Source organism: Bordetella petrii (assembly GCF_017356245.1).
GTDB lineage: Bacteria > Pseudomonadota > Gammaproteobacteria > Burkholderiales > Burkholderiaceae_B > Bordetella_A > Bordetella_A petrii_D.
In genome coordinates, this window is record NZ_JAFMZZ010000001.1 from 570,250 (window position 1) to 590,771 (window position 20,522).

At 69.1% G+C, this 20,522-nt stretch carries 20 protein-coding genes; 6 read left to right on the forward strand and 14 right to left on the reverse strand.

Annotated elements, in window-relative coordinates; all coding sequences use genetic code 11:
• Positions 1 to 7: 7 nt before the first annotated feature.
• Complete coding sequence (locus J2P76_RS02750; RefSeq protein WP_207404310.1) at positions 8 to 280, reverse strand: XapX domain-containing protein; 273 nt, start codon at positions 278 to 280, stop codon at positions 8 to 10.
• 35 nt (positions 281 to 315) lie between these two features.
• Positions 316 to 996 carry a hydrolase gene (locus J2P76_RS02755; protein ID WP_207404311.1) on the reverse strand — a complete coding sequence of 227 codons (681 nt, stop codon included), beginning with the start codon at positions 994 to 996 and terminating at the stop codon, positions 316 to 318.
• A gap of 279 nt (positions 997 to 1,275) precedes the next feature.
• Between J2P76_RS02755 and J2P76_RS02760 the strand changes: the two genes are divergently transcribed.
• Positions 1,276 to 2,211 (forward strand): LysR family transcriptional regulator, encoded by a 936-nt coding sequence (locus J2P76_RS02760; protein ID WP_207409092.1) that lies wholly within the window; start codon positions 1,276 to 1,278, stop codon positions 2,209 to 2,211.
• Between the two features lie 30 nt (positions 2,212 to 2,241).
• Here J2P76_RS02760 and J2P76_RS02765 read toward each other — a convergent pair whose 3' ends face one another.
• The 7 genes from J2P76_RS02765 to J2P76_RS02795 form a co-directional block, all read right to left on the reverse strand.
• Positions 2,242 to 3,570 carry an FAD-binding oxidoreductase gene (locus J2P76_RS02765; RefSeq protein WP_207404313.1) on the reverse strand — a complete coding sequence of 443 codons (1,329 nt, stop codon included), beginning with the start codon at positions 3,568 to 3,570 and terminating at the stop codon, positions 2,242 to 2,244.
• 164 nt (positions 3,571 to 3,734) lie between these two features.
• Complete coding sequence (locus J2P76_RS02770; RefSeq protein ID WP_207404314.1) at positions 3,735 to 4,874, reverse strand: alpha-hydroxy acid oxidase; 1,140 nt, start codon at positions 4,872 to 4,874, stop codon at positions 3,735 to 3,737.
• A 54-nt stretch (positions 4,875 to 4,928) separates the two neighbouring features.
• Positions 4,929 to 6,056, reverse strand: coding sequence for a mandelate racemase/muconate lactonizing enzyme family protein (locus J2P76_RS02775; RefSeq protein ID WP_207404316.1), 1,128 nt, complete (start codon positions 6,054 to 6,056; stop codon positions 4,929 to 4,931).
• A gap of 34 nt (positions 6,057 to 6,090) precedes the next feature.
• A complete protein-coding gene (locus J2P76_RS02780; RefSeq protein WP_207404317.1) occupies positions 6,091 to 7,065 on the reverse strand; it encodes a Bug family tripartite tricarboxylate transporter substrate binding protein in 975 nt (324 codons plus the stop codon).
• 17 nt (positions 7,066 to 7,082) lie between these two features.
• On the reverse strand, positions 7,083 to 8,678 hold the full coding sequence (mdlC, locus tag J2P76_RS02785; RefSeq protein ID WP_207404319.1) for a benzoylformate decarboxylase: 1,596 nt from the start codon (positions 8,676 to 8,678) through the stop codon (positions 7,083 to 7,085).
• The gene (locus J2P76_RS02790; RefSeq protein ID WP_207404320.1) at positions 8,675 to 10,135 is read right to left on the reverse strand and encodes an NAD-dependent succinate-semialdehyde dehydrogenase; all 1,461 of its coding nucleotides are present in this window, start codon (positions 10,133 to 10,135) and stop codon (positions 8,675 to 8,677) included. Before J2P76_RS02790 ends, mdlC begins: the two co-directional genes overlap by 4 nt.
• Before the next feature lie 3 nt (positions 10,136 to 10,138).
• Positions 10,139 to 11,110: a Bug family tripartite tricarboxylate transporter substrate binding protein gene (locus J2P76_RS02795; RefSeq protein WP_207404321.1), complete on the reverse strand. Its 972-nt coding sequence runs from the start codon at positions 11,108 to 11,110 to the stop codon at positions 10,139 to 10,141.
• Positions 11,111 to 11,236: 126 nt separating this feature from the next.
• Between J2P76_RS02795 and J2P76_RS02800 the strand changes: the two genes are divergently transcribed.
• The gene (locus J2P76_RS02800) at positions 11,237 to 12,163 is read left to right on the forward strand and encodes a LysR family transcriptional regulator (RefSeq protein WP_207404323.1); all 927 of its coding nucleotides are present in this window, start codon (positions 11,237 to 11,239) and stop codon (positions 12,161 to 12,163) included.
• 16 nt (positions 12,164 to 12,179) lie between these two features.
• On the opposite strand, the gene J2P76_RS02805 is transcribed toward J2P76_RS02800, so the two are convergent.
• Both J2P76_RS02805 and J2P76_RS02810 read right to left on the reverse strand, forming a co-directional pair.
• A complete protein-coding gene (locus tag J2P76_RS02805; protein ID WP_207404324.1) occupies positions 12,180 to 12,671 on the reverse strand; it encodes an Ohr family peroxiredoxin in 492 nt (163 codons plus the stop codon).
• A 71-nt stretch (positions 12,672 to 12,742) separates the two neighbouring features.
• Positions 12,743 to 13,252 (reverse strand): GNAT family N-acetyltransferase, encoded by a 510-nt coding sequence (locus tag J2P76_RS02810; RefSeq protein ID WP_207404325.1) that lies wholly within the window; start codon positions 13,250 to 13,252, stop codon positions 12,743 to 12,745.
• Positions 13,253 to 13,337: 85 nt separating this feature from the next.
• Between J2P76_RS02810 and J2P76_RS02815 the strand changes: the two genes are divergently transcribed.
• Together J2P76_RS02815 and modA are read left to right on the forward strand one after the other, a co-directional pair.
• The gene (locus tag J2P76_RS02815; protein ID WP_207404327.1) at positions 13,338 to 14,237 is read left to right on the forward strand and encodes a D-hexose-6-phosphate mutarotase; all 900 of its coding nucleotides are present in this window, start codon (positions 13,338 to 13,340) and stop codon (positions 14,235 to 14,237) included.
• 141 nt (positions 14,238 to 14,378) lie between these two features.
• On the forward strand, positions 14,379 to 15,134 hold the full coding sequence (gene modA / locus J2P76_RS02820) for a molybdate ABC transporter substrate-binding protein (protein WP_207404328.1): 756 nt from the start codon (positions 14,379 to 14,381) through the stop codon (positions 15,132 to 15,134).
• On the opposite strand, the gene J2P76_RS02825 is transcribed toward modA, so the two are convergent.
• Positions 15,131 to 15,901, reverse strand: coding sequence for a sulfite exporter TauE/SafE family protein (locus J2P76_RS02825; RefSeq protein ID WP_207404329.1), 771 nt, complete (start codon positions 15,899 to 15,901; stop codon positions 15,131 to 15,133). The genes modA and J2P76_RS02825 overlap by 4 nt on opposite strands.
• Positions 15,902 to 16,065: 164 nt before the next feature.
• Between J2P76_RS02825 and J2P76_RS02830 the strand changes: the two genes are divergently transcribed.
• The gene (locus tag J2P76_RS02830) at positions 16,066 to 16,971 is read left to right on the forward strand and encodes a LysR substrate-binding domain-containing protein (protein WP_207404330.1); all 906 of its coding nucleotides are present in this window, start codon (positions 16,066 to 16,068) and stop codon (positions 16,969 to 16,971) included.
• Between the two features lie 429 nt (positions 16,972 to 17,400).
• Here the strand turns inward: J2P76_RS02830 and J2P76_RS02835 are convergent, their stop codons facing one another.
• A complete protein-coding gene (locus J2P76_RS02835; protein WP_207404331.1) occupies positions 17,401 to 18,300 on the reverse strand; it encodes a LysR family transcriptional regulator in 900 nt (299 codons plus the stop codon).
• 121 nt (positions 18,301 to 18,421) lie between these two features.
• On the opposite strand from J2P76_RS02835, the gene J2P76_RS02840 reads away from it, so the two are divergent.
• A complete protein-coding gene (locus J2P76_RS02840) occupies positions 18,422 to 19,213 on the forward strand; it encodes a dioxygenase family protein (protein ID WP_207404332.1) in 792 nt (263 codons plus the stop codon).
• On the opposite strand, the gene J2P76_RS02845 is transcribed toward J2P76_RS02840, so the two are convergent.
• Positions 19,191 to 20,462, reverse strand: a complete 1,272-nt coding sequence (locus J2P76_RS02845) for a lytic murein transglycosylase (protein WP_207404333.1) — start codon at positions 20,460 to 20,462, stop codon at positions 19,191 to 19,193. The genes J2P76_RS02840 and J2P76_RS02845 overlap by 23 nt on opposite strands.
• Between the last annotated feature and the right edge of the window lie 60 nt (positions 20,463 to 20,522).

Here is a 20,522-nt window from a genome sequence, read left to right on the forward strand (position 1 = left end):
GGGCGCGCTAGGACGGTTCGCGCCCGCTCGTCCGGGCGGCCGCCTGCCGCCCCGGCAGCTGGCCCAGCACGTGGCTGGTGGCCTGCGTCTTGTTGCAGGCCGTACTGAAGGCCGTGCCGTTCAGCAGCTGCTTGCCCACCGGAATCACTTGCTCGCCGAGCAGGATGCCCAGCAGCCCCACCAGCGCCACCAGCGGCGGCGCGGGCGAGCGCACGTTCAGCACACTGTAGATAACACCGACCAGCAGGCCGGCGCCGAGAGACAGGACATAGAGTTTCATGGCTTTACCTCGCTTGCCGGCGGCTGGACGAATGGCTACTTGGCCGGGTTGGGGCCGATGCGCTCGCCGTGCTGCACGCGCTCGGGCGCCTTGTGCACCATGGTGTAAGCGTAGTCCACGCCCATGCCATAGGCGCCGGAATGCTCCTTCACGATCTGCATGACCGCATCGTAGGTGTCCCGGCGCGCCCAGTCGCGCTGCCATTCCAGCAGCACCTGCTGCCAGGTCACCGGCACGATGCCGGCCTGGACCATGCGGTCGATCGCATACTTGTGCGCATCGGCCGACGTGCCGCCGGAAGCGTCGGTAACCATGTAGATTTCATAGCCGCCTTCCAGCGCGGCGCACAGCGCGAAGGTGGTGTTGCAGACTTCCGTCCACAGGCCCGAAACGACGATCTTCTTGCGGCCGCTGGCGGCCAACGCGTCGCGCACATTCTGGTCGTCCCAGGAATTCATCGAAGTGCGCTCCAGGATCTTGTGCTCGGGGAAGACGGCCAGCAGTTCGGGATAGGTGTGGCCCGAGAAGCTCTCGGTTTCGACAGTGGTGATGGTGGCGGGGATATTGAACGCCTTGGCGGCCTTGGCCAGGCCGACCACGTTGTTCTTCAGGACCTGGCGGTCGATCGACTGCACGCCAAAGGCCATCTGCGGCTGCTGGTCGATGAAGATGATCTGGCTGTTCTGCGGAGTCAGGACTTCAAGATATTTCGACATGGCAATGCTCCCATCAGTAATGGTAGAACGGAAGGCGCGGCGGCATGCGCCGCGCAAGGAAAATGGCGGGCGGCGCCGCGGCTGTCGTAAGGGCGGCGTTCGCTCATGGCGGGCTTTTTGGCGGTGGTGTTGCGATGCGTGCCAGTGTAGGGGCCGCGGCGCGCGAACTGAATGGCAAGAATGGAATTCCATTCTTTCCGGTATTGACGCGATGGAGGCGGGGGTCTTGCGCGGCTTTGACAGTAGAATCAATCCGCCAAGATCGATTCCATGACCGCCATGAACAAGCTGCCCGACCTGGAAGCCTGGGCCATCTTCGCCAAGGTGGCCGACACCGGGTCATTTGCCCGCGCCGCCGCCGAGCTTGCCCTGTCGCAGGCCACCGTTTCCAAGGCCATCACCCGCCTGGAAACGCGCATGAAGACCATGCTGTTCCACCGCACCTCGCGCCGCATGTCCCTGACCGAGAGCGGGCTGGCCGCGCTGGAGCGCGCGACCCGCATCCTGGAAGAAGGCGAAGCGGTAGAGGCCGAACTGGCCGAGCAGTCGGCCAGCCTGCGCGGCCCGGTGCGCATTGCCGCGCCGATGTCGTTCGGGCTGTCGCATCTGGCGCCCGCCCTGCCGCCGTTCATGGAGGCCTGCCCCGAGGTCAGCCTGGACATCGAGTTCAGCGACGAGCTGGTCGACCTGGTTGCGCACCGCTTCGATCTGGGGCTGCGCATCTCTACCCTGGCCGATTCCAGCCTGCAGGCCCGGCGTCTGTGCAGCGTGCGCATCCTGCTGGTCGGCGCGCCGGCCTATTTCGAACGCCATGGCCGGCCGCGTCATCCGCGCGACCTGGCCGGGCACCGCGCCCTGCAATACGCCTATTCGCGCAGCGGCCCGGGCTGGCGGTTCCGGCACGAACGGCATGGCGAATTCACTCAGTCGGTGGAGCCTTCGCTGCGGGCCAACAACGCCGAAGCGCTGACGCACGCCTTGCTGGCCGGGCTGGGGCTGGCGCTGCAGCCCGAGTTCCTGGCCTGGCAGGATATCCAGGCGGGCCGGCTGGAAACGGTCATGGACGACTGGCAGGTCGAACCCATCGCGCTGCACATCCTGACTCCGCCCGGGCGCCGGCGGCCGGCGCGGGTGCAGGCCTTTATCGACTACCTGGCCGAGCGCTTCGCCAGCCAGCCCTGGGCCCGCGGCGAAGAATGGGGCCGCGAAGACTGACGGCCCGGCCCGGTGGCCGGCGGGGCCCGCCTACACGTCGAAGATCCGCCCGCGGTTGAGGATATTCGCGGGATCCAGCGCCCGCTTGATCGCCGCCATGGCGGCGATGTCGGCGCCCGTGCGCGCGCGGGCCAGCATGGCCTTTTTCTTGCGCCCTACCCCATGCTCGGCCGTGACCGTGGTGGTGTAGCGCGGCAACAGGTCGTAGAGCGCGGCCTCGACCTGCTGCCTGGCCTGGCTGGTATGGCACGGGCCGATGACCGCGTGCAGATTGCCGTCTCCGGCATGCCCGAAGAAGTAGGCCTGCACCGGCAGCCCCGTCGCCGCCAGGCGGTCGCGCGCCTGCTGCACGTAGCGGTCATAGTCGCGCGCCGGCATGCCCAGGTCGAAGCCGGCGTAGGGTCGGATGCCCGCCTGGATCTCGCCGACCGACTCGCGGATCTGCCACAACTGCCGGGCGTCCTTGCCCGAGGCGGACAGCACCACGTCATGCACCAGTCCGTCTTCACAGGCCCGCGCAAGCACCTGTTCGAGGCGGCCGGCCAGCGAGGCTTCGCAATCACCCTCGACTTCAGCCAGCACGGCGCGCCGGCCCTGGAAGCCGTCGGGCAAAGCGCGCCCTTCGCCGCAGGCGGCTTGCGCCGCCTGGACGTATTCGGGCCACATCACCTCGAAGGCGGACAATGCGCCGCCCAGTTCCTGCCGGCAACGGTGCAGCAGGCTGTCCAGGGGCACGCCGTGCGGCATCGCCAGCAGGGCGCAGAGCCTGGCCGCCGGCCTGGGCACCAGGCGCAGGGCCAGTTTGGTCATGACGCCCAGCGTGCCTTCGCTGCCCACCAGCAACTGGGCCAGCGAATAGCCGGCGTTGTTCTTGACCAGCTGGTTGGGCAGCCCGATGATGCTGCCGTCGGCCAGCACGGCTTCCAGGCCCAGCACCATGTTGCGGGTGTTGCCGTACTTGATCACCCGCGATCCGCCCGCGTTGGTGGCCGCGTTGCCGCCGATCTGGCACGATCCGCGCGAACCCAGGTCGAGCGGAAAAGACCACCCTTCTGCTTCGACCAGTTCCTGCAGCGGCTGCAGCACCATGCCGGCCTCGACGACGATCACCCCGGCCTTGCGGTCGAAGCTGACGACCTGGTTCAGGTTTTCCATCGACAGGATGTGCTCGCCATCGGCGGGGGCCGCGCCGCCCGACACGCCGGTGCGGCCGCCCTGCACGGCAATGGGCGTGGCGGTGGCATGGTGGCCGGCCAGCCATGCCGACAACTCATCGACGCTGGCCGGCCGCGCCAGCGCGGCCGGCACGCCGTATTCCGTGCCGCTCCAGTCGTGCAGATAACGGGGTTCTATGTCCATCGGGTCTCCGGCAGGGATTGCGTCCTGGCCGCCCGGGCAGCGCGGCCAGGGCGGCGTATTGGCCATGATCCAGGCCGGATGCGCGGTTCGTCAATGCGCGGCGGGCCATCGTGATTCCCGCAGGCAATCGCTGTCCGCCGTGCGCCGCATACGGAAACGCCGCTTCAGGCGCGTTCCAGCCAGCTGCGGTCCAGGCCGGCCAGGTCGGGGCACCCGAGCAGGGCCAGGTCGATGGCGATTTCCCGGCTCAGCATGTCGATGGCCGCTTCCACTTGCCGCTGCCCGCCGCACGCAGCCGCGTACAGCATCGGGCGGCCGACCAACACCATCTTCGCCCCCAGGGCCAGCGCCTTCAGCACGTCGGTGCCGCGGCGTATGCCGCCGTCCAGGCACACCGGCCGGCCGCCGGCCGCCTCGACAATGGGCGGCAGGGCGTCGAGCGCGGCGATGGCGCCATCGAGCTGCCGGCCGCCATGGTTGGACACGATCAGCCCGTCGGCGCCGGCCGCCACCGCCTGCCGCGCGTCGCCGGCGCGCAGTATGCCCTTGAGCACCAGCGCCCCGCGCCATTGCCTGCGTATCAGCGCCACGTGTTCCCAGGTGAAGCGGTCGCGGCCGGAGCGCATGGCGGGCGCGGGCGGGGCGATGATGGGGCGCGCCGGCCCGCCGCCGGCGAAATTCGGCAGGCGGGGCATGCCGTCGCGCAGTAGGGTGCGGGCCAGCGTCCCGCACAGCCAGCGCGGATGCCGCAAGCCATCCAGCGCCAGCGACAGGCTGGGTCTGACCGGCACCGAGAAGCCCAGGCGCCGTTCGCCATCGCGGTTGGAGGCCACCGGCACGTCGACGGTCAACACCAGCACTTGCACGCCGGCGGCTCGCAGGCGGTCGAGCAGAGGCAGAATCGCCGCGTCGTCGCCCGGCACGTACCCCTGGTACCACGTCCCGGGGGCATGGGCCATGATGTGCTCCAGCGGCAGGCTGGACGCGGCGCTGAGCACGAACGGCACCCGGCGGCCCTGCGCCGCGGCGGCCAGGGCCAGGTCGGCGCGGTGCGCGAACAAGGCGCATCCCCCCATGGGCGCAATGCCGAAAGGCGCGGCGTGCGACGTGCCGAACAAGTCCACCGCCTGGTTCACCCGCGACACGTCCCGCAAGGCGCGCGGCAGGAACGACCACTTCCGGAAGCTCTGCCCGTTGGCGGCGGCCGAGGCGCCGCGCTCGGACCCATTGGCGGCGAAGGCGTACAGGCAGCGGGGCAGGCGCTTGCGCGCCGCGGCCTCGAAATCGTCAAGACACAGAAACATGGGCTGCCCCGCGGCGTATGGTTGGCGCCGCGCCGGCGCGGACGATACCGGCCTTCATGCCGCGAATTCCCGCAGCGCCCCGGGCCGCAGCGCGAAGCCCAGGCCCGGCGTGTCGGGCAGGGTAATGACGCCGTCCCGGGGTTCGACGAAACCTTCGTACAGCTGGTGCATCAAGGCGACCACGGGCAGATGCCACTCTACCTTGGTGCCGTTGTGCACGCCGGCTTGCAGGTGCATGTTGTGAAGCGGGAAGGCGCCGCCGTTGGTTACCGACAGGTTGAACGCCGCGGCCAGCGCGGCGATGCGAGCGCATTGCGTATAGCCGCCGCTGATCACCACGTTGGGCTGCACGTAGTCCACGCTTCGGGCCACCATCCAGTCGCGGAAACGGTAGGCCAGGCCTTCGTTCTGCCCGCAGGCCAGCGGCACGCCCGTGCGCGCGCGCAGGTCGGCCATGGCCTGCACATCGTTCTGCGACACGGGTTCTTCGAAAAAGCCCAGCCTGCAATCCAGAGTCTGCATGGCCAGGCGATGGGCATGGTAGGCGTCCAGGCTGCAGTTGGCGTCGATGTACAGCGCCGCCTGTTCGCCTATCGCCTCGCGCACCGCGCGGATGCGCCGTTCGTCTTCCTGGATTACCGACAGCAGGTCGCGGCCCTGGTCGCGCCGCTGCAGCGCGCGGTGCCCCACCACCATCTTCAGGTGCGACAGGCCTTGCGCGCGCAAGGCCTGCGCCGCGTCTTTCAGGCCGTCGATGTCCAGGAAATCGAAGCCGAAGGTGGCGTACACGGGCACCGTATTGCGCGCCCCGCCCAGCAGGCGCCACACCGGCTGCCCATAGCGCTTGCCTTTGATGTCCCACAGGGCCACGTCGATCGCGGCAATGGCGTGCGCCGCATAGCCGGTCTGCCCGCGCGACGACATCAGCCAGTACATCTGCTCCCAGCGCGCCTCGTGCGCCAGCGGATCGGCGCCGGCCAGGGCCGGCGCCGCCACATGGTTGACGATGGCCTCGATGGCTTTTTCCTGGGTGATGCCGGTCAGCCCATGGCCGACGATGCCTGCGTCGGTATGGACCTCGACCACGCAGCAGCCCAGCTTTTCGCGGTGGGGCCCCACGCCCGGCACATCGATGGTCACGGGAACGGAAAGCGCGCTGGCGCGGATATCGGTGATTTTCATGGTGTGCGGTGTCAGGACAGGGTCTGGTGCGTTGCTATTGCGCCTTGATGTGCTGCTGCTCGATCAGGTCGCGCCAGCGGGCCGATTCGCTGGCCAGCTTGCGGGCCAGCGGCTGCGGGGCGGCATAGGCGGGCACGACGCCCTGCTGCCCGGCCTGCTCGACCGTGCCCGGGTCGGCCAGCACGGCCCGCACCGCTTGCGACAGGCGGGCCACCACGTCGGCGGGCGTGCCGGCCGGCGCGTACAGCACCTGCAGTGGCACCACATCGAAACCGGGCACGGCGGTCGCGATGGGCGCAATGCCGCCGCTGCGCCTGGCGTCGACATTGCTGTACACGCCCAGCGCCTTGACCTTGCCTGCCTGCGCGAGCTCCTGCCCCACCGACGCGCTGACCACGGCCAGCTGGATGCGGTTGTTGAGCAGGTCGGGCACCAGTTGGGAAGCGCCGCGGTACGGAACGTGCAGCACCGTCAGGCCCGCCTCGGCCTTCAGCAGCTCGAAGCCCATGTGATGCAGGGTTCCGATGCCCGAGGTCGCATACACATACTTGCCCGGCGCGGCCTTCAAAACCTGGATCATCTCGGCCGGGTTCGAGGCGGGAAAGTCGTTGTTCGCGATCACCATGTACAGGGATTCGAACAGGCCGGCGACCGGGGTCAGCTGCGCCAACGGGTCGACCAGGGCGCTGGCCTGCAGGTGCGGCGCGATCAGCAGCGAGGTTTCGCCCATGAGCAGGCTGTAGCCGTCGGCGGCCGACTTGGCGATGTGGTCGGCCGCCAGCATGCCGGCGGCGCCGGGGCGGTTCTCGACCACGACCGACTGGCCCAGCTGCCCGGACAGCCCCGCGGCCAGGATCCTGGCCATGGTATCCATGCCGCCGCCCGCGGCATAGCCCACCACGATGCGCAGCGGGCGGTCGGGAAACCTGGCGGGCTGTGAGCGGACCTGCGGCGCGGCGCCGAGCAGCGCAACCAGCAGCATGTCGCGGCGGCGGGATGAAAAGGCCATGATGTCTCCTTCCGGTCTCAGGCAACCATCAGTTCAAGCAGATGCGGCCCGTTGGAATGCAGCGCGTGCTGCAACGCCGGCGCGAGCTCGCCGGGCTCCTCGACCCGGCTTGCCGCGCATCCCAGGCCCTGGGCCAGCGCCACGAAATCGATGCCGTCGATGTCGGTGCCCGGCAACTGCGCGCCCCGGTCGAAACCCAGCACGCCGGCGAACCGCACCATGGCCGCGTAGCGGCGGTTGTTCAGGATAAGAAAGGTGACGTCCAGCCGCAGCTGGACGGCCGTCCACAGGGCCTGGATCGAGTACATGGCCGAGCCGTCGCCGATCACGGCCACGACGCGGTCCCGGGGCCGCGCCGCCGCGATGCCCACGGCGGCGGCGATGCCGTATCCGAGCCCGCCGCTGGCCATGGTGTAGAACGACGCCGGACGCAACATGGGCAGGTGCGCATGCATGACCACCCTGGCCGTGGGCGCTTCTTCGACGATGACGCTGGCCGGGTCGCGCAGATCGGCCAGCGTCTGCAGCACATAGGGAACGCTCAGCGGGCTGCCGGGCTCGATCCGCGCCGCCCGCGGCCGCGCCGGCGGCGGCTGGCGCGCGGGGACGTCCCGCGCGGCGGCCAGCAGCGCGCGCACCGACAGCTGCACGCTGCCCACCACAGCCTCGCCCACGGGCAGGCGCGCGGCGCTGGCCATGTCCTCGGTCAGCTGCAGCAGCGCCGCGCCTTCTGGCACGTGCGGGCCCTCGCCCTCGATGTGGTATGTGAACACCGGCGCCCCGATGGCCAGAATAAGATCATGGCCGGCCAGCTGCTTGGCGATCGGTTCGCGCGCCGCGGGCAGGAAGCCCATGAACAGGGGATGATCTTCGGGAAAAGCGCCGCGCGCGGTCATGGGCGCGGTATAGACGCCGGCCTGATGCCGCTCGGCCAGGGCGACCACGTCCGCCCAGGCGCCATCGCGGTCGACTTCGGCGCCCACCACGAAGGCCGGCCTGGCGCACCGGGCCAGTTGCAGGCCGAACCCGGCGATGGCGTCCGGATCGGGCCCGACCCGGGCGCCGGCCATGCGGGGCGGGACGAAGCCGGCGGCCGGCTGGTCCCAGTCATCGGCCGGCACCGACACCAGCACGGGCCCGCAGGGCGCCTGCAGGGCGCGCCGGCACGCGGTGGCCACGGCGAACGGCACGTCCGCGGCGCGCGCCGGTTCGATGCTCCACTTGACGTATGGCTGAGGCAGTTCGGCGGCGCGCTCGGACGCCAGGTACGGATCGAACGGCAGTATCGCGCGGCTTTGCTGGCCCGCGATGATCACCAGGGGCGTGCGGTTCTTGAAGGCGGTGTAGATGTTGCCCATGCCGTTGCCGACGCCGGCCGCCGAATGCAGGTTGACGAAAGCCACCTTGCCGCTGGCCACGGCATAGCCGTCGGCCATGCCGACCACGGCGGCTTCCTGCAGGCCCAGCACGTATTCGAAGTCGGCCGGGAAATCACGAAACATCGGCAGCTCCGTCGAGCCGGGATTGCCGAAGATCTTGCTGGCGCCGAAGGCGCGCATCACCTCGTAGACGGCCTCGCGGACAGTAGGCGTGCGGGTATGGCTGGTGTTCATGGTTGCGAGTTTCGATTGACAAACTTGGTATGCAGATAGCCTTCGAGGCCTTCTTCGCCGCTCTCGTAGCCGTAGCCGCTGTCGCCCACGCCGCCGAACGGCGCCTCGGCCACGCTGACCACGGTGCTGTTTACAGCAATGGCGCCCACGTTCAGGCCGTCGATCATCTGGCGCTGCAGGCGCGCCGAATCGGTGAAGACATAGGCGCCCAGCCCGTAGCGGGTGGCGTTGGCCTGGGCCAGCGCCGACGCCGGATCGTCGAAGGCCCGGAACAACGCGACGGGGCCGAAGGGTTCGTTGACCATGGCCTCGGCATCGGGCTGCACATCGGCGAATACGGTGGGCTGGAAGAAGCAGCCCTGCTCGATGCCATGGCCGCCGCCGGTGACCAGCGTGGCCGCCCGGGCCGTGCTGGCCACCAGCTCGGCCATGGCCCGCTGGCGGCGCGCATTGGCCAGGGGGCCGATCTCGGTTTGCGGCAGCAGGCCGTCGCCCTGCTTCAGGCTGGCGGCCGCGCGCGCGAACCGGTCGACGAAGTCGGCATAGATGCGCCGCTGCACAAAGAAGCGGGTCGGCGCATGGCACAACTGGCCGGCGTTGCGGAACTTGGCCGCCACCAGCCGGGCCACGCAGTCCTCGACGTCCACGTCGTCGAACACGACAACCGGCGAATGCCCGCCCAGTTCCAGCGTCAGGCGTTTCAGGCCCGGCGCGGCCAGGCCGGCCAGCAGCCTGCCCACGGCGACCGATCCGGTGAAGGACACTTTCTTGATGGTGTCGGAAGCGATCAAGTGCCGCGATACGGCGTCGGGCACGCCGAAGACCAGGTTCAGCACCCCGGGCGGCAGCCCCGCCTCGACGAAGCAGGCCACCATCATGGCCACCGCCGCGGGCGTTTCCTCGGGCGGCTTGACGATGCACGAACAGCCCGCGGCCAGCGCGCCGCCGATCTTGCGCGCGGCCAGGATCACCGGCACGTTCCACGGCGACAGCAGCAGGCAGGGACCGACGGGCGCCTTGCGCACTTCGTAGTCCACGCCGGCCGCATCCCCGGGCACCAGGCGGCCCTGGATGCGGCGCGCCTGCTCGGCATACCACTGCACCATGTCGGCCGCCACTTTCACTTCGCCCAGCGACTGCGCCAGCGGCTTGCCCTGCTCCAGCGTCAGGCAGCGCGCGATGTCGGCCGCGCGGCCGCGCAGCAGCGCCACGCCGCGCAGCAGCAGATCCTGCCGCGCGGCGGCCGGGGTGTTGCGCCAGGTCTCGAACCCCGCCTGGGCGGCCTGCAACGCATCGTCCAGATCGGCGGCCGAGGCATGCCGCAGCTGGTCCAGGGTGGCCCCGGTGGCCGGATTCACCACCGCGGTATGCGTCGCGGCCCCGCCCGCGCGCCACCGGTCGCCGATATACAGCCCGGGCGCCCGATAGCCGGCGCCGGATGCCTTGGTTGCCGTCATTGCCTACTCCACCACGATGTTTTTCTGCCTGGCCAGTTGCGTCCAGGCCTTGATTTCGCGATCGATCTGGCGCGTGAACTCGCTCGAGGTATTGACCGTGGGCGTGAGCCCCAGGCGCGTCATTTCTTTGGCGGCGTCGGGCTGGCCGACGGCCTTGGCGACTTCCTGCTCCAGGCGCTGCACGATCGCCGCAGGCGTGCCCTTGGGAGCGAACAACCCGATCCAGAAACCGATTTCCAGGTCCACGCCCTGCTCTTTCAGGGTGGGCAGGCCGGGATAGGCCGGCATGCGTTCAGCCGAAGTGACCGCCAGGCCGCGTATCAGCCCGCCCTTCAGGGCGCCCGCCGCCGGGCCGGGGTCCAGCATGCTGAAGGTGACTTCGCCGGAAGCCACCGCCAGCATGGAATCGTTGCTGCCCTTGTAGGGCACATGCTGGGCCTGTATGCCGGTCTGCTCCTTGAGCTGCTCGGTGGCCATCTGGAACGTGCTGGAACTGGAGCTGTAATTGGAACGCTCGGGATACTTGCGGGTGTAGGCGACCAGGTCTTGCAGGCCGCGGATGCCGCTGTCGTGCTTGACCGTCAGCACCAGGGGAAAGGTCGCGATCAGCGAAACGGGCACGAAGTCTTGCGGCGAATACGGCAGCTTTTTATAGACCGCCGGATTGATGGCGATGGGCCCGCTGGCGCCGATCATCAGCGTGTAGCCGTCGGGCTCGGCGCGCGCCGTGACCACCGCCCCCACGATGGCGCCGGTGCTGGGCCGGTTCTCGACCACCACGGGCTGGCCCATGCTGTCCTGCAGGCGCTTGGCGACCAGGCGGGCAATGACGTCGTTGGACCCGCCCGGCGAATAGCCCACGATCAGGCGGATCGGCTTGGCCGGATAGTCCGCGGCGGCCGCGGCGTCTTTGGCGTGCGCGGACCAGGCCGCCGCGCTCAGCAGCAACAGCGCCGTCAGGCGGCTCAGCATCATGATTCGTCTCCCTTTGCGCCGGTGCGGCCGGCTTTGTTCGAAGCCTGGATACTGCGCTGGGAGACATAAATGGACAAATGACTCTTTGCTCTAATATATAACCAACCCAACATAGCTGGAGTTTTCATGGATTGGACGCACAGGCTGCGGCTGAGGCAGCTTCAGGTCTTGCTCAGCCTGGCCGACACGCAGAACATCAGCCATTCGGCCGAGCAGCTTCATGTCACGCAGCCTGCCTTGTCCAAATGGCTGAAAGAGTTCGAGACCGACCTTGGCCTGCCCCTGTTCGAACGGCATGCCCGGGGGCTGCGGCTGACGGCGTACGGCAAGACCCTGAAGGCCTTTGCGCTGCGCATCAACGGCGAGCTGGACCGCGCCCGCGACGAAATGGCCGCCCTGCGGCAGGGCAGCGCGGGCCGCGCCGTGGTGGGCGCCTCGGGCGCGGCCATTGCCAGTGTGGTGCCGCAAGCCATCCAGTCGCTGCTGCGGGAAATGCCCAGCGCTTCCATCGAAATCCGCGAAGCGCCCATGGACGGGCTGTTCATCCAATTGCTGCAGCGTGAGCTGGACATCGCGGTGGGACGGGCTGCGCCGCACTACCAGCACCCCGAGATCTGTTCCGAGCCGCTGTACGAAGAACGCCTGCGTTTCGCCGTGCGCGCGGACCATCCGCTGACGCGCAAGCCCGATGTGTCGCTCGCCGACCTGTTGTCGTTTCGCTGGATTGTGTGGACCCGCGATATTCCCGCGCGCTATGTGCTGGAAGATGCCCTGGCCGAAGCGGGGCTGGCCGTGCCCCGCGATGTGGTGAACTCGAACTCGGTGCTGGCGACGATCGCGCTGGCCGCCGACAGCGACATGATCGCGGTGGTGGCCGAGCGCGCCATCGACCTGCCGGACGGCACCCGGGTGTTGACACCGCTGCCCGTGGCGCTGCACACGCGCAGCACGCTGACGATGTACTGGCGGCAGGAACTGGTGCCGTCCGCCGCGGTTCAGGAACTGCTGGCCAGGATACGGGCCGCGGCCCGGCCGGCGCCGGCGCCGGCGTAAGCGCGCCGGACCGACGCTACCGCAGGCGCGTCGATGACGTGATGCCCAGGTACACCATCTTGGAATACGGGCACATCAATTCGGTTTCTTCGACGAGCTCTTTGGCCGTGTCGGAGTCGAGCCCCGGCAGGGAAACTTCCAGGTCGGCCGTGATGCAGAACCGCCCGTCGGTCGGGTCGCGCGCGAACGATACCGTGCAGTAAAGGGCGAAGTCTTTGGGCAGCGTGACGCCGTGCTTGATGGCGATGAGCACCAGGGCGCCGTGGAAACACGCGGCATAGCCGGCCGCGAACAATTGTTCGGGGTTCGTGCCGCCGCCCTCGCCGCCGAGCGCCGTCGGCAGCCGCAGTGAAATATCCAGCGCGCCGTCGTCCGAGCGCGCATGGCCCGAGGCCCGGCCATGGCCGGAGGCGCCCCCGGTCAACGTCACGGTGGTGGTGTAGAGCGGCAGGATTTCGTTGCCGTCGTAGGGATCCAGGGTCGAAACCGGCGGAATGGCGGGCGTCATGATGTGTATTTACCTTGATTGCCTACAGAATAACCGGCGAACGGCAATCGGCGCGAACGCGGCGGACAGGTTCATGCCGGCCGGCTCATGATCACGCTGCGGTAGTTCACGGCCTGCCATTGCACGTGTTCGATGTAGCGATAGCCGCGCCGGGAATACCAGCCGATCAGGTGCATGGCGGATTCGGCCGTGTCCAGCGCGATTTCCGATGCGCCCGTCTGCGCGGCGCGGGCTTCGGCCAGCGCCATCAGGCGCGCGCCCAGCCCGCGCGACTGCCATTGCGGATCGACCCCGAACTGGGCCAGCGACGCCACGTCGGGCCGATTCAGCCAGGGCGAGCCCTGGGTATTGGCAATGGGCTTGAAAGTGATGGTGCCCACCAGCTGGCCATCGGCCACCGCCACGTAGCATTCGCCCTTGCTGATGCGCTGGCGGGTGACGTCTTCGGACTGGTGAGTGGCCACGTAGCGCAGCCCCATGGCGGCCAGCCGCGCGTAGGCCCTGTGCAGCAGCGCCGTCAGATCGGCGATCGAATCTTGCGGCGAGATCAGTCGTACCTGGATACTGTTTGAATCGTGCATGATGCTCAGCCCCGCAAGGCAGCCCGGACCAAAACCCGGATTTTCATCATAATGGGAGTTCTTGCCAAGCAGCGAGGCACCGGCCATGACGACAGATGCACACATCGAATCCACCACCATCGGCCAGCTGCCGGGCTGGCGCGTGCGCACGCCGCATGGCAGCGCGCTGGTGGCGCGGCAAGGGGCGCAATTGCTCAGTTATACGCCGGCCGGCGGCCGGCCGCTGGTATGGCTTTCGGAACAGGCCCGCCTGGCGCCGGGCGCGCCGGCGCGCGGCGGCGTGCCGGTGTGCTGGCCATGGTTCGCGGTGTACGACCGCAACCCGCAGGCGGTGCGCGACAGCGTGGCGGCGCCGCCGGGGGCGGCATCGCATGGCTGGGTGCGCCAGGCCGATTGGCAACTGGCGGGACAATGCGCCGAGGCCGGCGCCGCCGGGCTGGAATTCACCTTTACCGCCGGCCCGGGCCATGCTCCGGGCTGGCGGCACCATGCCCTGCTGACCCTGGGCATGCGCTTCGGCCAGGACATCGCGCTGACCCTGTCGGTGCGCAACCTGGGCGCCCAGCCCTTCACCACGGCCCTGGCGCTGCACACCTATCTGGCCATTTCCGACAGCCGGCGCATCGAGATCCATGGCCTGCAGGGCTGCGACTACCTGGACATGGCGCGGGGCTGGACCCGGCATCGCCAGGCCGGCCCGGTGGCGCTCGACGGCGAAACCGATCGCCTCTACCTGGACACCCTGGCGCCGGTCACGGTGCACGACCCGGGCTGGAGCCGCAAGGTGCGGCTGCAGGCCACCGGCTCGCGTTCGACGGTAGTGTGGAATCCCGGCCCGGCCAAGGCGGCGCGGCTGGATGACTTCGCCGATGACGAATGGCAGCGCATGGTCTGCGTGGAAACGGCGCGCGTACTGGACGACGCGCTGGCCGTCGGGCCGGGTGAAACCGCCACCGTGGCCGTGACGATCGACGCGCGGCCCTGATGGCGGCCATGGCCGGCGTTGCGGCCATCCTATTATGTAATTTTATGTTTCTCAGCCGGGTGGGCGCGGCCGCGTGGATATGATCAAATCACACGCCTGATATAGAAAAAGAGCGCTGCCTGGCGGCGCCAGAGACCGCCGATGAATGCGCGCATCCGCTTTCCAGCCCTGCTATTGCTTGCCTGTATGGCCGCCGCAACGGCCCGTGCCGGGCAGGTGCAGGTGGCTGTCGCGGCCAACGTCGCGGCGCCGATCCGCCTGATTGCCGACGACTTCCAGCGCAAGACCGGCAACGTGGTCGTGCTTTCCGCGGCCCCCACCAGCCAGCTGTATGCCCAGATTTCGCAAGGCGCCCGCTACGATGTCTTCGTGGCCGGCAACGACGTGCTGCCGGCCCGCCTGGAAGCTGCCCGCAAGGCCGTGCCCGGCACGCGCTACACCTATGCCACGCGGGTGCTGGCGCTGTGGTCGCCGCGTGAAGGCTATGTCGACGCGCAGGGCGAAGTGCTGAAAGACAATCAGTTCCAGCGCCTGTCGATCACCAGCCCCGACCTGCTGCCCTATGGCCGTCCGGCCATGCAGGTGCTCGATCGGCTGGGGCTGCGCGGCGAAGTCACCGACAAGCTGGTCGAGCGCCGCAATGCGGCGGACACGCGGCGCTTTCTATCGGGCGGCAACAGCGATCTGGGCTTTGTGACGCTGTCGCATATCTACAAGGACAGCCGTATCGAGCGCGGCTCGGCATGGATCGTGCCTACCTCGCTGTACGACCCGATCCGCCAGGAAGCGGTCTTGCTGGAAACCGGCAAAGAAAACCTGGCGGCGCGCTCGTTTCTGTTCTACCTGAAGGGCCCCAAGGTAGGGCAGATCATGCGCTCATACGGGTTTCACCGCTAGAACCCCAGGCCCTCGATGACCTGGTAGGCGCCCAGCGCCGCCAGGCTGGCCATGAAGCACAGGCGGAACATGCGCGGCGAAAGCGTGCGGCGCAGGCGCTGGCCGGCGGCCATGCCCAGCAGCGCCGGCCCCAGCATCGCGAACGAAGCCCCCGCCGCGCCCGCGCCATAGCTGCCGTTGAGCCACAGCCCGGCGGCCAGCGCCACCGTGGACACCGTGAACGACACGCCCATGGCCTGGATCAGCGCGTCTTTATCCAGCGCCAGCGACTGCAGGTACGGCACGGCCGGCACGACGAACACGCCCGTCAGCGCGGTGATGGCGCCGGTCAGCAGCCCCACGCACGGCCCCAGCCATGCCTCGCTGCGCGGCGGCAGCGCCCGCGGCGTGCCGAACAGCCCCCAGGCCGCGTATGCGAGCAAGGCCGCGCCCAGCGCCACCGCCCCCCAGGCGCCGGCCGGCGCCCCGAACACGGCGGCGCCTGCCAGGGTGCCGGCGCAAACCCCCAACTGCATGGGGCCGATGCGCCGCAGCAGCGGCATCAGCGTGCTCAGGGGCCGCGCCTGCCACAGATTGGTGACCAGCGAAGGCACCACCAGCAGGGCGGCCGCCTGCGCCGGCGCCATGAACAGCGCCAGCAACGCCATGGAAATGGTGGGCAGGCCCATGCCCACCACACCCTTGGCCAGGCCGGCCAGCAGGAACACGACCGCCACGGCGGCCAGCAGGCCGGGCGCCAGGCCCGGCAGAGAATCGAACAGGTGCATGGGTATTCAGATTTTGGCTCAGGCATAGGCAGCCATGCCCGGCCTGAATGATGTTTGGAGTGATAACGGCCCTATTCTTGCCTGTTTCATGACCACGACCCAATGCGGATGTGCCGCACTCAGGCTCAGGTAATTCCTGACCCTGGCGTGCTAGCATTCGATGCATGCGCTTCGACTTGACCGACCTGCGCCTGTTTCTGCATATCCACGAGACCGGCTCCATTACCGGCGGCGCGCAACGCACGCACATGACGCTGGCCTCGGCCAGCGAGCGCGTGCGCGGCATGGAAGACACCCTGGGCGTGCCCCTGCTGGTGCGCGAGCGCCACGGGGTGCGCGTCACCGCCGCCGGCCGCACCCTGCTGCACCATGCCCGCGCGGTGCTTCAGCAGGTCGAGCGCATGCATGGCGAACTGGATCAATACGGTCATGGCATCAGGGGCCACGTCAGGCTGCTGTGCAACACGGCCGCGCTGAGCGAATACCTGCCCGACGCGCTGTGCGGCTTCCTGGCCCGCCATCCGCGCATCTCGGTGGATGTCGAAGAACGGCTCAGCGCCGACATCGCCGACGCCATGCGGGCCGGCGCGGCCGATATCGGCATCCTGGCCGATTCCGCCGACCTGCAGGGCCTGCAGACGCACCCGTTCCGCCATGACCCGCTGGTGCTGGTGGTGGCGCGCGGCCACGCGCTGGCGCAATCGGCCAGCGTGGGGCTGGCCGAGATCGCGGCCCATGACTTCATCGGCCTGGCCGAAGGCAGCGCCCTGCAGGACCACATCGCCCAGCATGCGCGGCGCGCCGGCGCGCCGCTGAACTACCGGGTGCGGCTGCGCAGCTTCGACGCCATCTGCCGCCTGGCGGGCGGCGGCATAGGCATCGGTATCGTGCCGCGCGCCGCGGCGCGGCGCTGCGCGCGCGCCACCGGCATCAAGGCGGTGGCGCTCGATGCGCCATGGGCGAACCGCAACCTGCTGCTGTGCGTGCGGCGCGCCGAAGACCTGCCCGCCTATGCCCTGCAGATGCTGCGGCACCTGCAGGGCGCGGCGCAGCCGGCGCAACGGAAATGATCGCCAGGTCGCCAGGTGTCTGACTCCCGCAGGGTGTCAGACACCGTGCTATTGAGACAATCGCGGCACACTTCGGTGTCTGACACCCATGGCGCTACCTTAAGGCCGATCCGGTGATTTCCTGGCTATTGACCTCGTGTACCTGTGGATATTCCGCTTTGGGGTTTGCGTTCTAGCCCCGTCCCACGTCGTCCGGGCCAGCGGTGTCGGCGCACGTGCGTCGGGCTCGGGCGCAACCAGGCGCCCTCGGCCTGCTGCGCAGGCTGCCCCGCCGCCCAACGCGCCGACACCGCTGGCCCGCACGACGCGGGACTGCGATAGTTGAATTCGAACCGCCGCTCAGCACCCGTATCGCAGGATCGGCCAGCTTATCCAGGTGCCTGACACCCTGCGGGAGTCAGACACCTGGGATCCCTGGGACCATTGCGATCACTCGGGCCACGGCGGCTGCGCGAAGTGGCCGGCCAGGAAATCGACCAGCGCGCGCACGCGCGGCGGCACGTGGCGCCGCGTGGGATACACGGCGTAGATGCCCAGTTCGGCGCAACGGTACTGCGGCAGCAGCTCCACCAGGGTGCCGGCCCGCAGGGCGTCGCCGACCAGGAAGGTCGGCTGCAGGATGATGCCCAGGTGCGCCAGCGCGGCTTCCATGCAGGTGTCGCCGTTGTTGGCGCGCATGACGGGCTGGATGCGCACGCTGACCTCGCCCTCTCGGCCGTGGAAATGCCATTCGTCTCGGCCGGCCCAGTAGCTGTAGGCGATGGCGGCATGCATGGCCAGCTCTTTGGGGTGCGCGGGCTCGCCGCGCGCCCGGAGGTAGCCGGGGCTGGCGCACAGCACCATGCGCGTAGAAGCCAGGTGGCGGCTGACCAGCGTGGAATCGGCCAGCTGCGAGATGCGCACGGCCACATCGTAGCCTTCGTCGACCAGGTCGACCATGCGGTCGGCCAGGGTGATGTCCAGCATCAGCTTGGGATGCTGGGCCTTGAAGGCGGCCCACAGGCCAGCCAGGTGGCGCACGCCGAAAGTCAGCGGCGCGTTCACGCGCAGCAGCCCGCCGACTTCGCCGCTGCGGCTGTTGACTTCGGTTTCGGCGTCTTCGACTTCGGCCAGCAGCACCTTGCAGCGTTCATAGAACAACTGCCCTTCTTCGGTCAGGGACTGCCTGCGCGTGGTCCGCTGCATCAGGCGCACGCCCAGCCGGGCTTCCAGTTCCGTCACGTGGCGCGAGACGCCCGCCTTGGACATGCGCAGCCCCTCGGCCGCTTTCACGAAGCTGCCCGCCTCGACCACGGCGGTGAATACGCGCATTTCTTCGAATCGGTCCATATTAACCACCATCCTGGAACAATATATCCACAAATGGCCTATTTATCTCGATTCGTTAGGCAATTAAAGTCTAGTGAACGGCCGGCCCTGCTGGGGCCGGCCCTAACGGAGATTTTCTGCCATGCAAGCCCAGCCTACTCTTTTCGTATCCCACGGGGCCCCCACTTTTGCCCTGGAACCCGGCCGCGCCGGGCCGCTGCTGGCGGCGCTGGGACAGCGCCGCCCGGCGCCGGCCGCGGTACTGATCGTATCGCCGCACTGGATGACCCGCGGCCTGGCCGTCACGGCGGCCGCCCGGCCGCAAACCATTCATGATTTCGGCGGCTTTCCCGCGCCACTGTACGCGCTGCAATACCCCGCCCCCGGCGACCCCGCCCTGGCGGCGCGCGTGGCGGCGCTGCTGGGCCAGGCCGGCCATCCGGTGGCGCTGGATGCGGAGCGCGGCCTGGATCACGGCGCCTGGGTGCCCATGCTGCACATGTTTCCCGCGCACGACGTGCCGGTGGTGCAACTGTCTCTGCCGGCCACCCTGGACCCGGCGCAGGCCTGGGAACTGGGGCGCAGCCTGGCGCCGCTGTCGGGCGAAGGCGTGCTGATTGTGGGCTCGGGCAGCCTGACCCACAACCTGTATGAATTCCGCCAGCGCGACGGCGCCGATGAGCCTTATGTGCGGGCCTTTGCCGACTGGGCCCGCGCGGCGGTGCGCGCGCGCGACCGCCAGGCCCTGGAAGGCTATCTGGATGCCGCCCCGCAGGCGCGCCGGGCGCACCCCACGGCCGAGCACTACCTGCCGCTGCTGATTGCCGCCGGCGCCGCAGCGCCAGGGTACGACGTGCAAGTGCTGGATGGCGGCATCAGTCATGGCGTGCTGTCGATGGATGCCTACGTGTTCAACGCGCCGGCGGCGCATTGACGCCGGCGGGCGGGTCGGCGGCGTTCTGGCGCAGCCATTGCAGGGACTTCTGCCCCGCCCGGCCATCGGCCGTGAAGCCGGCTTCGCGCTGCACGGCCTGCAGCGCCTCGCGGGTGCGCGCCCCGATCAGGCCATCGGGCTCGCCAATATCGTATCCGCGCGCGATCAGCAACGACTGCAATTCGCGCCGTTCGGCCCGCGACAGGCCCGGATCGTCGGTGGGCCAGGCCTGCACGAACGGGCCGGCGCCGCGCAGCCGGTCGGATAAATGCGCGATGGCCAGCGCGTAGCTTTCGGCCGCGTTGTACGAATACACCGCATCGAAATTGCGCGTGACCAGGAAGGCCGGCCCGCGCGGGCCGGCCGGCAGCAGCAGGCCTGCCTGCATATCGCCGGCAGGCAGGGGCCGGCCGTCGGCGCGCTTGACGCCCTGCGCGGCCCAGGCCGACATGGGGCGCTTGTTGCGGCGGCCCGCATTGCTGGTGTCCAGGCCCGCCGGCAGGGACACTTCGAAGCCCCAGGGCAGGTCCGGCTTCCAGCCCGCCTGTTTCAGGAAATTGGCCGTCGAGGCCAGGGCGTCGGGCACGCTGTCGACTAGGTCGCGGCGCCCGTCGCCGTCGAAATCCACCGCCAGGCGCAAATAAGTGGACGGCATGAACTGCGTCTGGCCGAAGGCGCCGGCCCACGAGCCGTTCAGTCGCTCGGGCCGCACGTGCTCTTGCTGGATGATTTTCAGCGTGGCGAAAAACTCGCCGCGGAAATAGCTTTGGCGGCGCCCGAAGCAGGACAGCGTCGACAGCGAGGTCAGCAGCGGCCGCCCGCCCAGTTTCTTGCCGAAATTGCTTTCCACGCCCCATACCGCCACGACCGTGGCCGGGTCGACGCCGAACTGCGCCTGCGCGCGGGCCAGCTCGGCATGCCACTGCCGCAGGGCCTGCCGGCCGTCGGCGATGCGCTCGTCATCGACCAGCGCGGCCAGGTAGTCCCAGATGGGGGTCTTGAATTCGGGCTGTGCGTCCAGCGAGGCGATCACGCTCATGTCGGGCGCCAGGCCCCGGGTATAGGTGTCGAACGTGCCGGCGGACACGCCCTGCCCGGCCGCCTGGCCGCGCAACTGCGCCAGGCAGCTGGCGTATGCGGCGGGGTCGGCGGAAGCGGCGCCGGCGGCCGCATCGGAGGCCGGCGCGGCGCGCACGCCGCCCGCCAGCATGGCCAGGCACAACAGGGAAAGAGAGTATCGGGAGATCATGGCGTCGATTCTATAGGCAGGCGCGAACCCGCGCCGCCCGGCCGCGCCGCCCCGTAGTAT

Bases quoted from the DNA above. Each gene is read 5' to 3' on its own strand.
- J2P76_RS02760 (WP_207409092.1), top strand. From the start codon at position 1,276: ATGAACAAGCTGCCCGACCTGGAAGCCTGGGCCATCTTCGCCAAGGTG.
- J2P76_RS02835 (WP_207404331.1), bottom strand. From the start codon at position 18,300: ATGGACCGATTCGAAGAAATGCGCGTATTCACCGCCGTGGTCGAGGCG.
- J2P76_RS02770 (WP_207404314.1), bottom strand. From the start codon at position 4,874: ATGTTTCTGTGTCTTGACGATTTCGAGGCCGCGGCGCGCAAGCGCCTG.
- modA (WP_207404328.1), top strand. From the start codon at position 14,379: ATGAATGCGCGCATCCGCTTTCCAGCCCTGCTATTGCTTGCCTGTATG.
- J2P76_RS02790 (WP_207404320.1), bottom strand. From the start codon at position 10,135: ATGACGGCAACCAAGGCATCCGGCGCCGGCTATCGGGCGCCCGGGCTG.
- mdlC (WP_207404319.1), bottom strand. From the start codon at position 8,678: ATGAACACCAGCCATACCCGCACGCCTACTGTCCGCGAGGCCGTCTAC.
- J2P76_RS02775 (WP_207404316.1), bottom strand. From the start codon at position 6,056: ATGAAAATCACCGATATCCGCGCCAGCGCGCTTTCCGTTCCCGTGACC.
- J2P76_RS02780 (WP_207404317.1), bottom strand. From the start codon at position 7,065: ATGGCCTTTTCATCCCGCCGCCGCGACATGCTGCTGGTTGCGCTGCTC.
- J2P76_RS02805 (WP_207404324.1), bottom strand. From the start codon at position 12,671: ATGACGCCCGCCATTCCGCCGGTTTCGACCCTGGATCCCTACGACGGC.
- J2P76_RS02750 (WP_207404310.1), bottom strand. From the start codon at position 280: ATGAAACTCTATGTCCTGTCTCTCGGCGCCGGCCTGCTGGTCGGTGTT.
- J2P76_RS02845 (WP_207404333.1), bottom strand. From the start codon at position 20,462: ATGATCTCCCGATACTCTCTTTCCCTGTTGTGCCTGGCCATGCTGGCG.
- J2P76_RS02840 (WP_207404332.1), top strand. From the start codon at position 18,422: ATGCAAGCCCAGCCTACTCTTTTCGTATCCCACGGGGCCCCCACTTTT.
- J2P76_RS02765 (WP_207404313.1), bottom strand. From the start codon at position 3,570: ATGGACATAGAACCCCGTTATCTGCACGACTGGAGCGGCACGGAATAC.
- J2P76_RS02800 (WP_207404323.1), top strand. From the start codon at position 11,237: ATGGATTGGACGCACAGGCTGCGGCTGAGGCAGCTTCAGGTCTTGCTC.
- J2P76_RS02815 (WP_207404327.1), top strand. From the start codon at position 13,338: ATGACGACAGATGCACACATCGAATCCACCACCATCGGCCAGCTGCCG.
- J2P76_RS02795 (WP_207404321.1), bottom strand. From the start codon at position 11,110: ATGATGCTGAGCCGCCTGACGGCGCTGTTGCTGCTGAGCGCGGCGGCC.
- J2P76_RS02830 (WP_207404330.1), top strand. From the start codon at position 16,066: ATGCGCTTCGACTTGACCGACCTGCGCCTGTTTCTGCATATCCACGAG.
- J2P76_RS02810 (WP_207404325.1), bottom strand. From the start codon at position 13,252: ATGCACGATTCAAACAGTATCCAGGTACGACTGATCTCGCCGCAAGAT.
- J2P76_RS02755 (WP_207404311.1), bottom strand. From the start codon at position 996: ATGTCGAAATATCTTGAAGTCCTGACTCCGCAGAACAGCCAGATCATC.
- J2P76_RS02825 (WP_207404329.1), bottom strand. From the start codon at position 15,901: ATGCACCTGTTCGATTCTCTGCCGGGCCTGGCGCCCGGCCTGCTGGCC.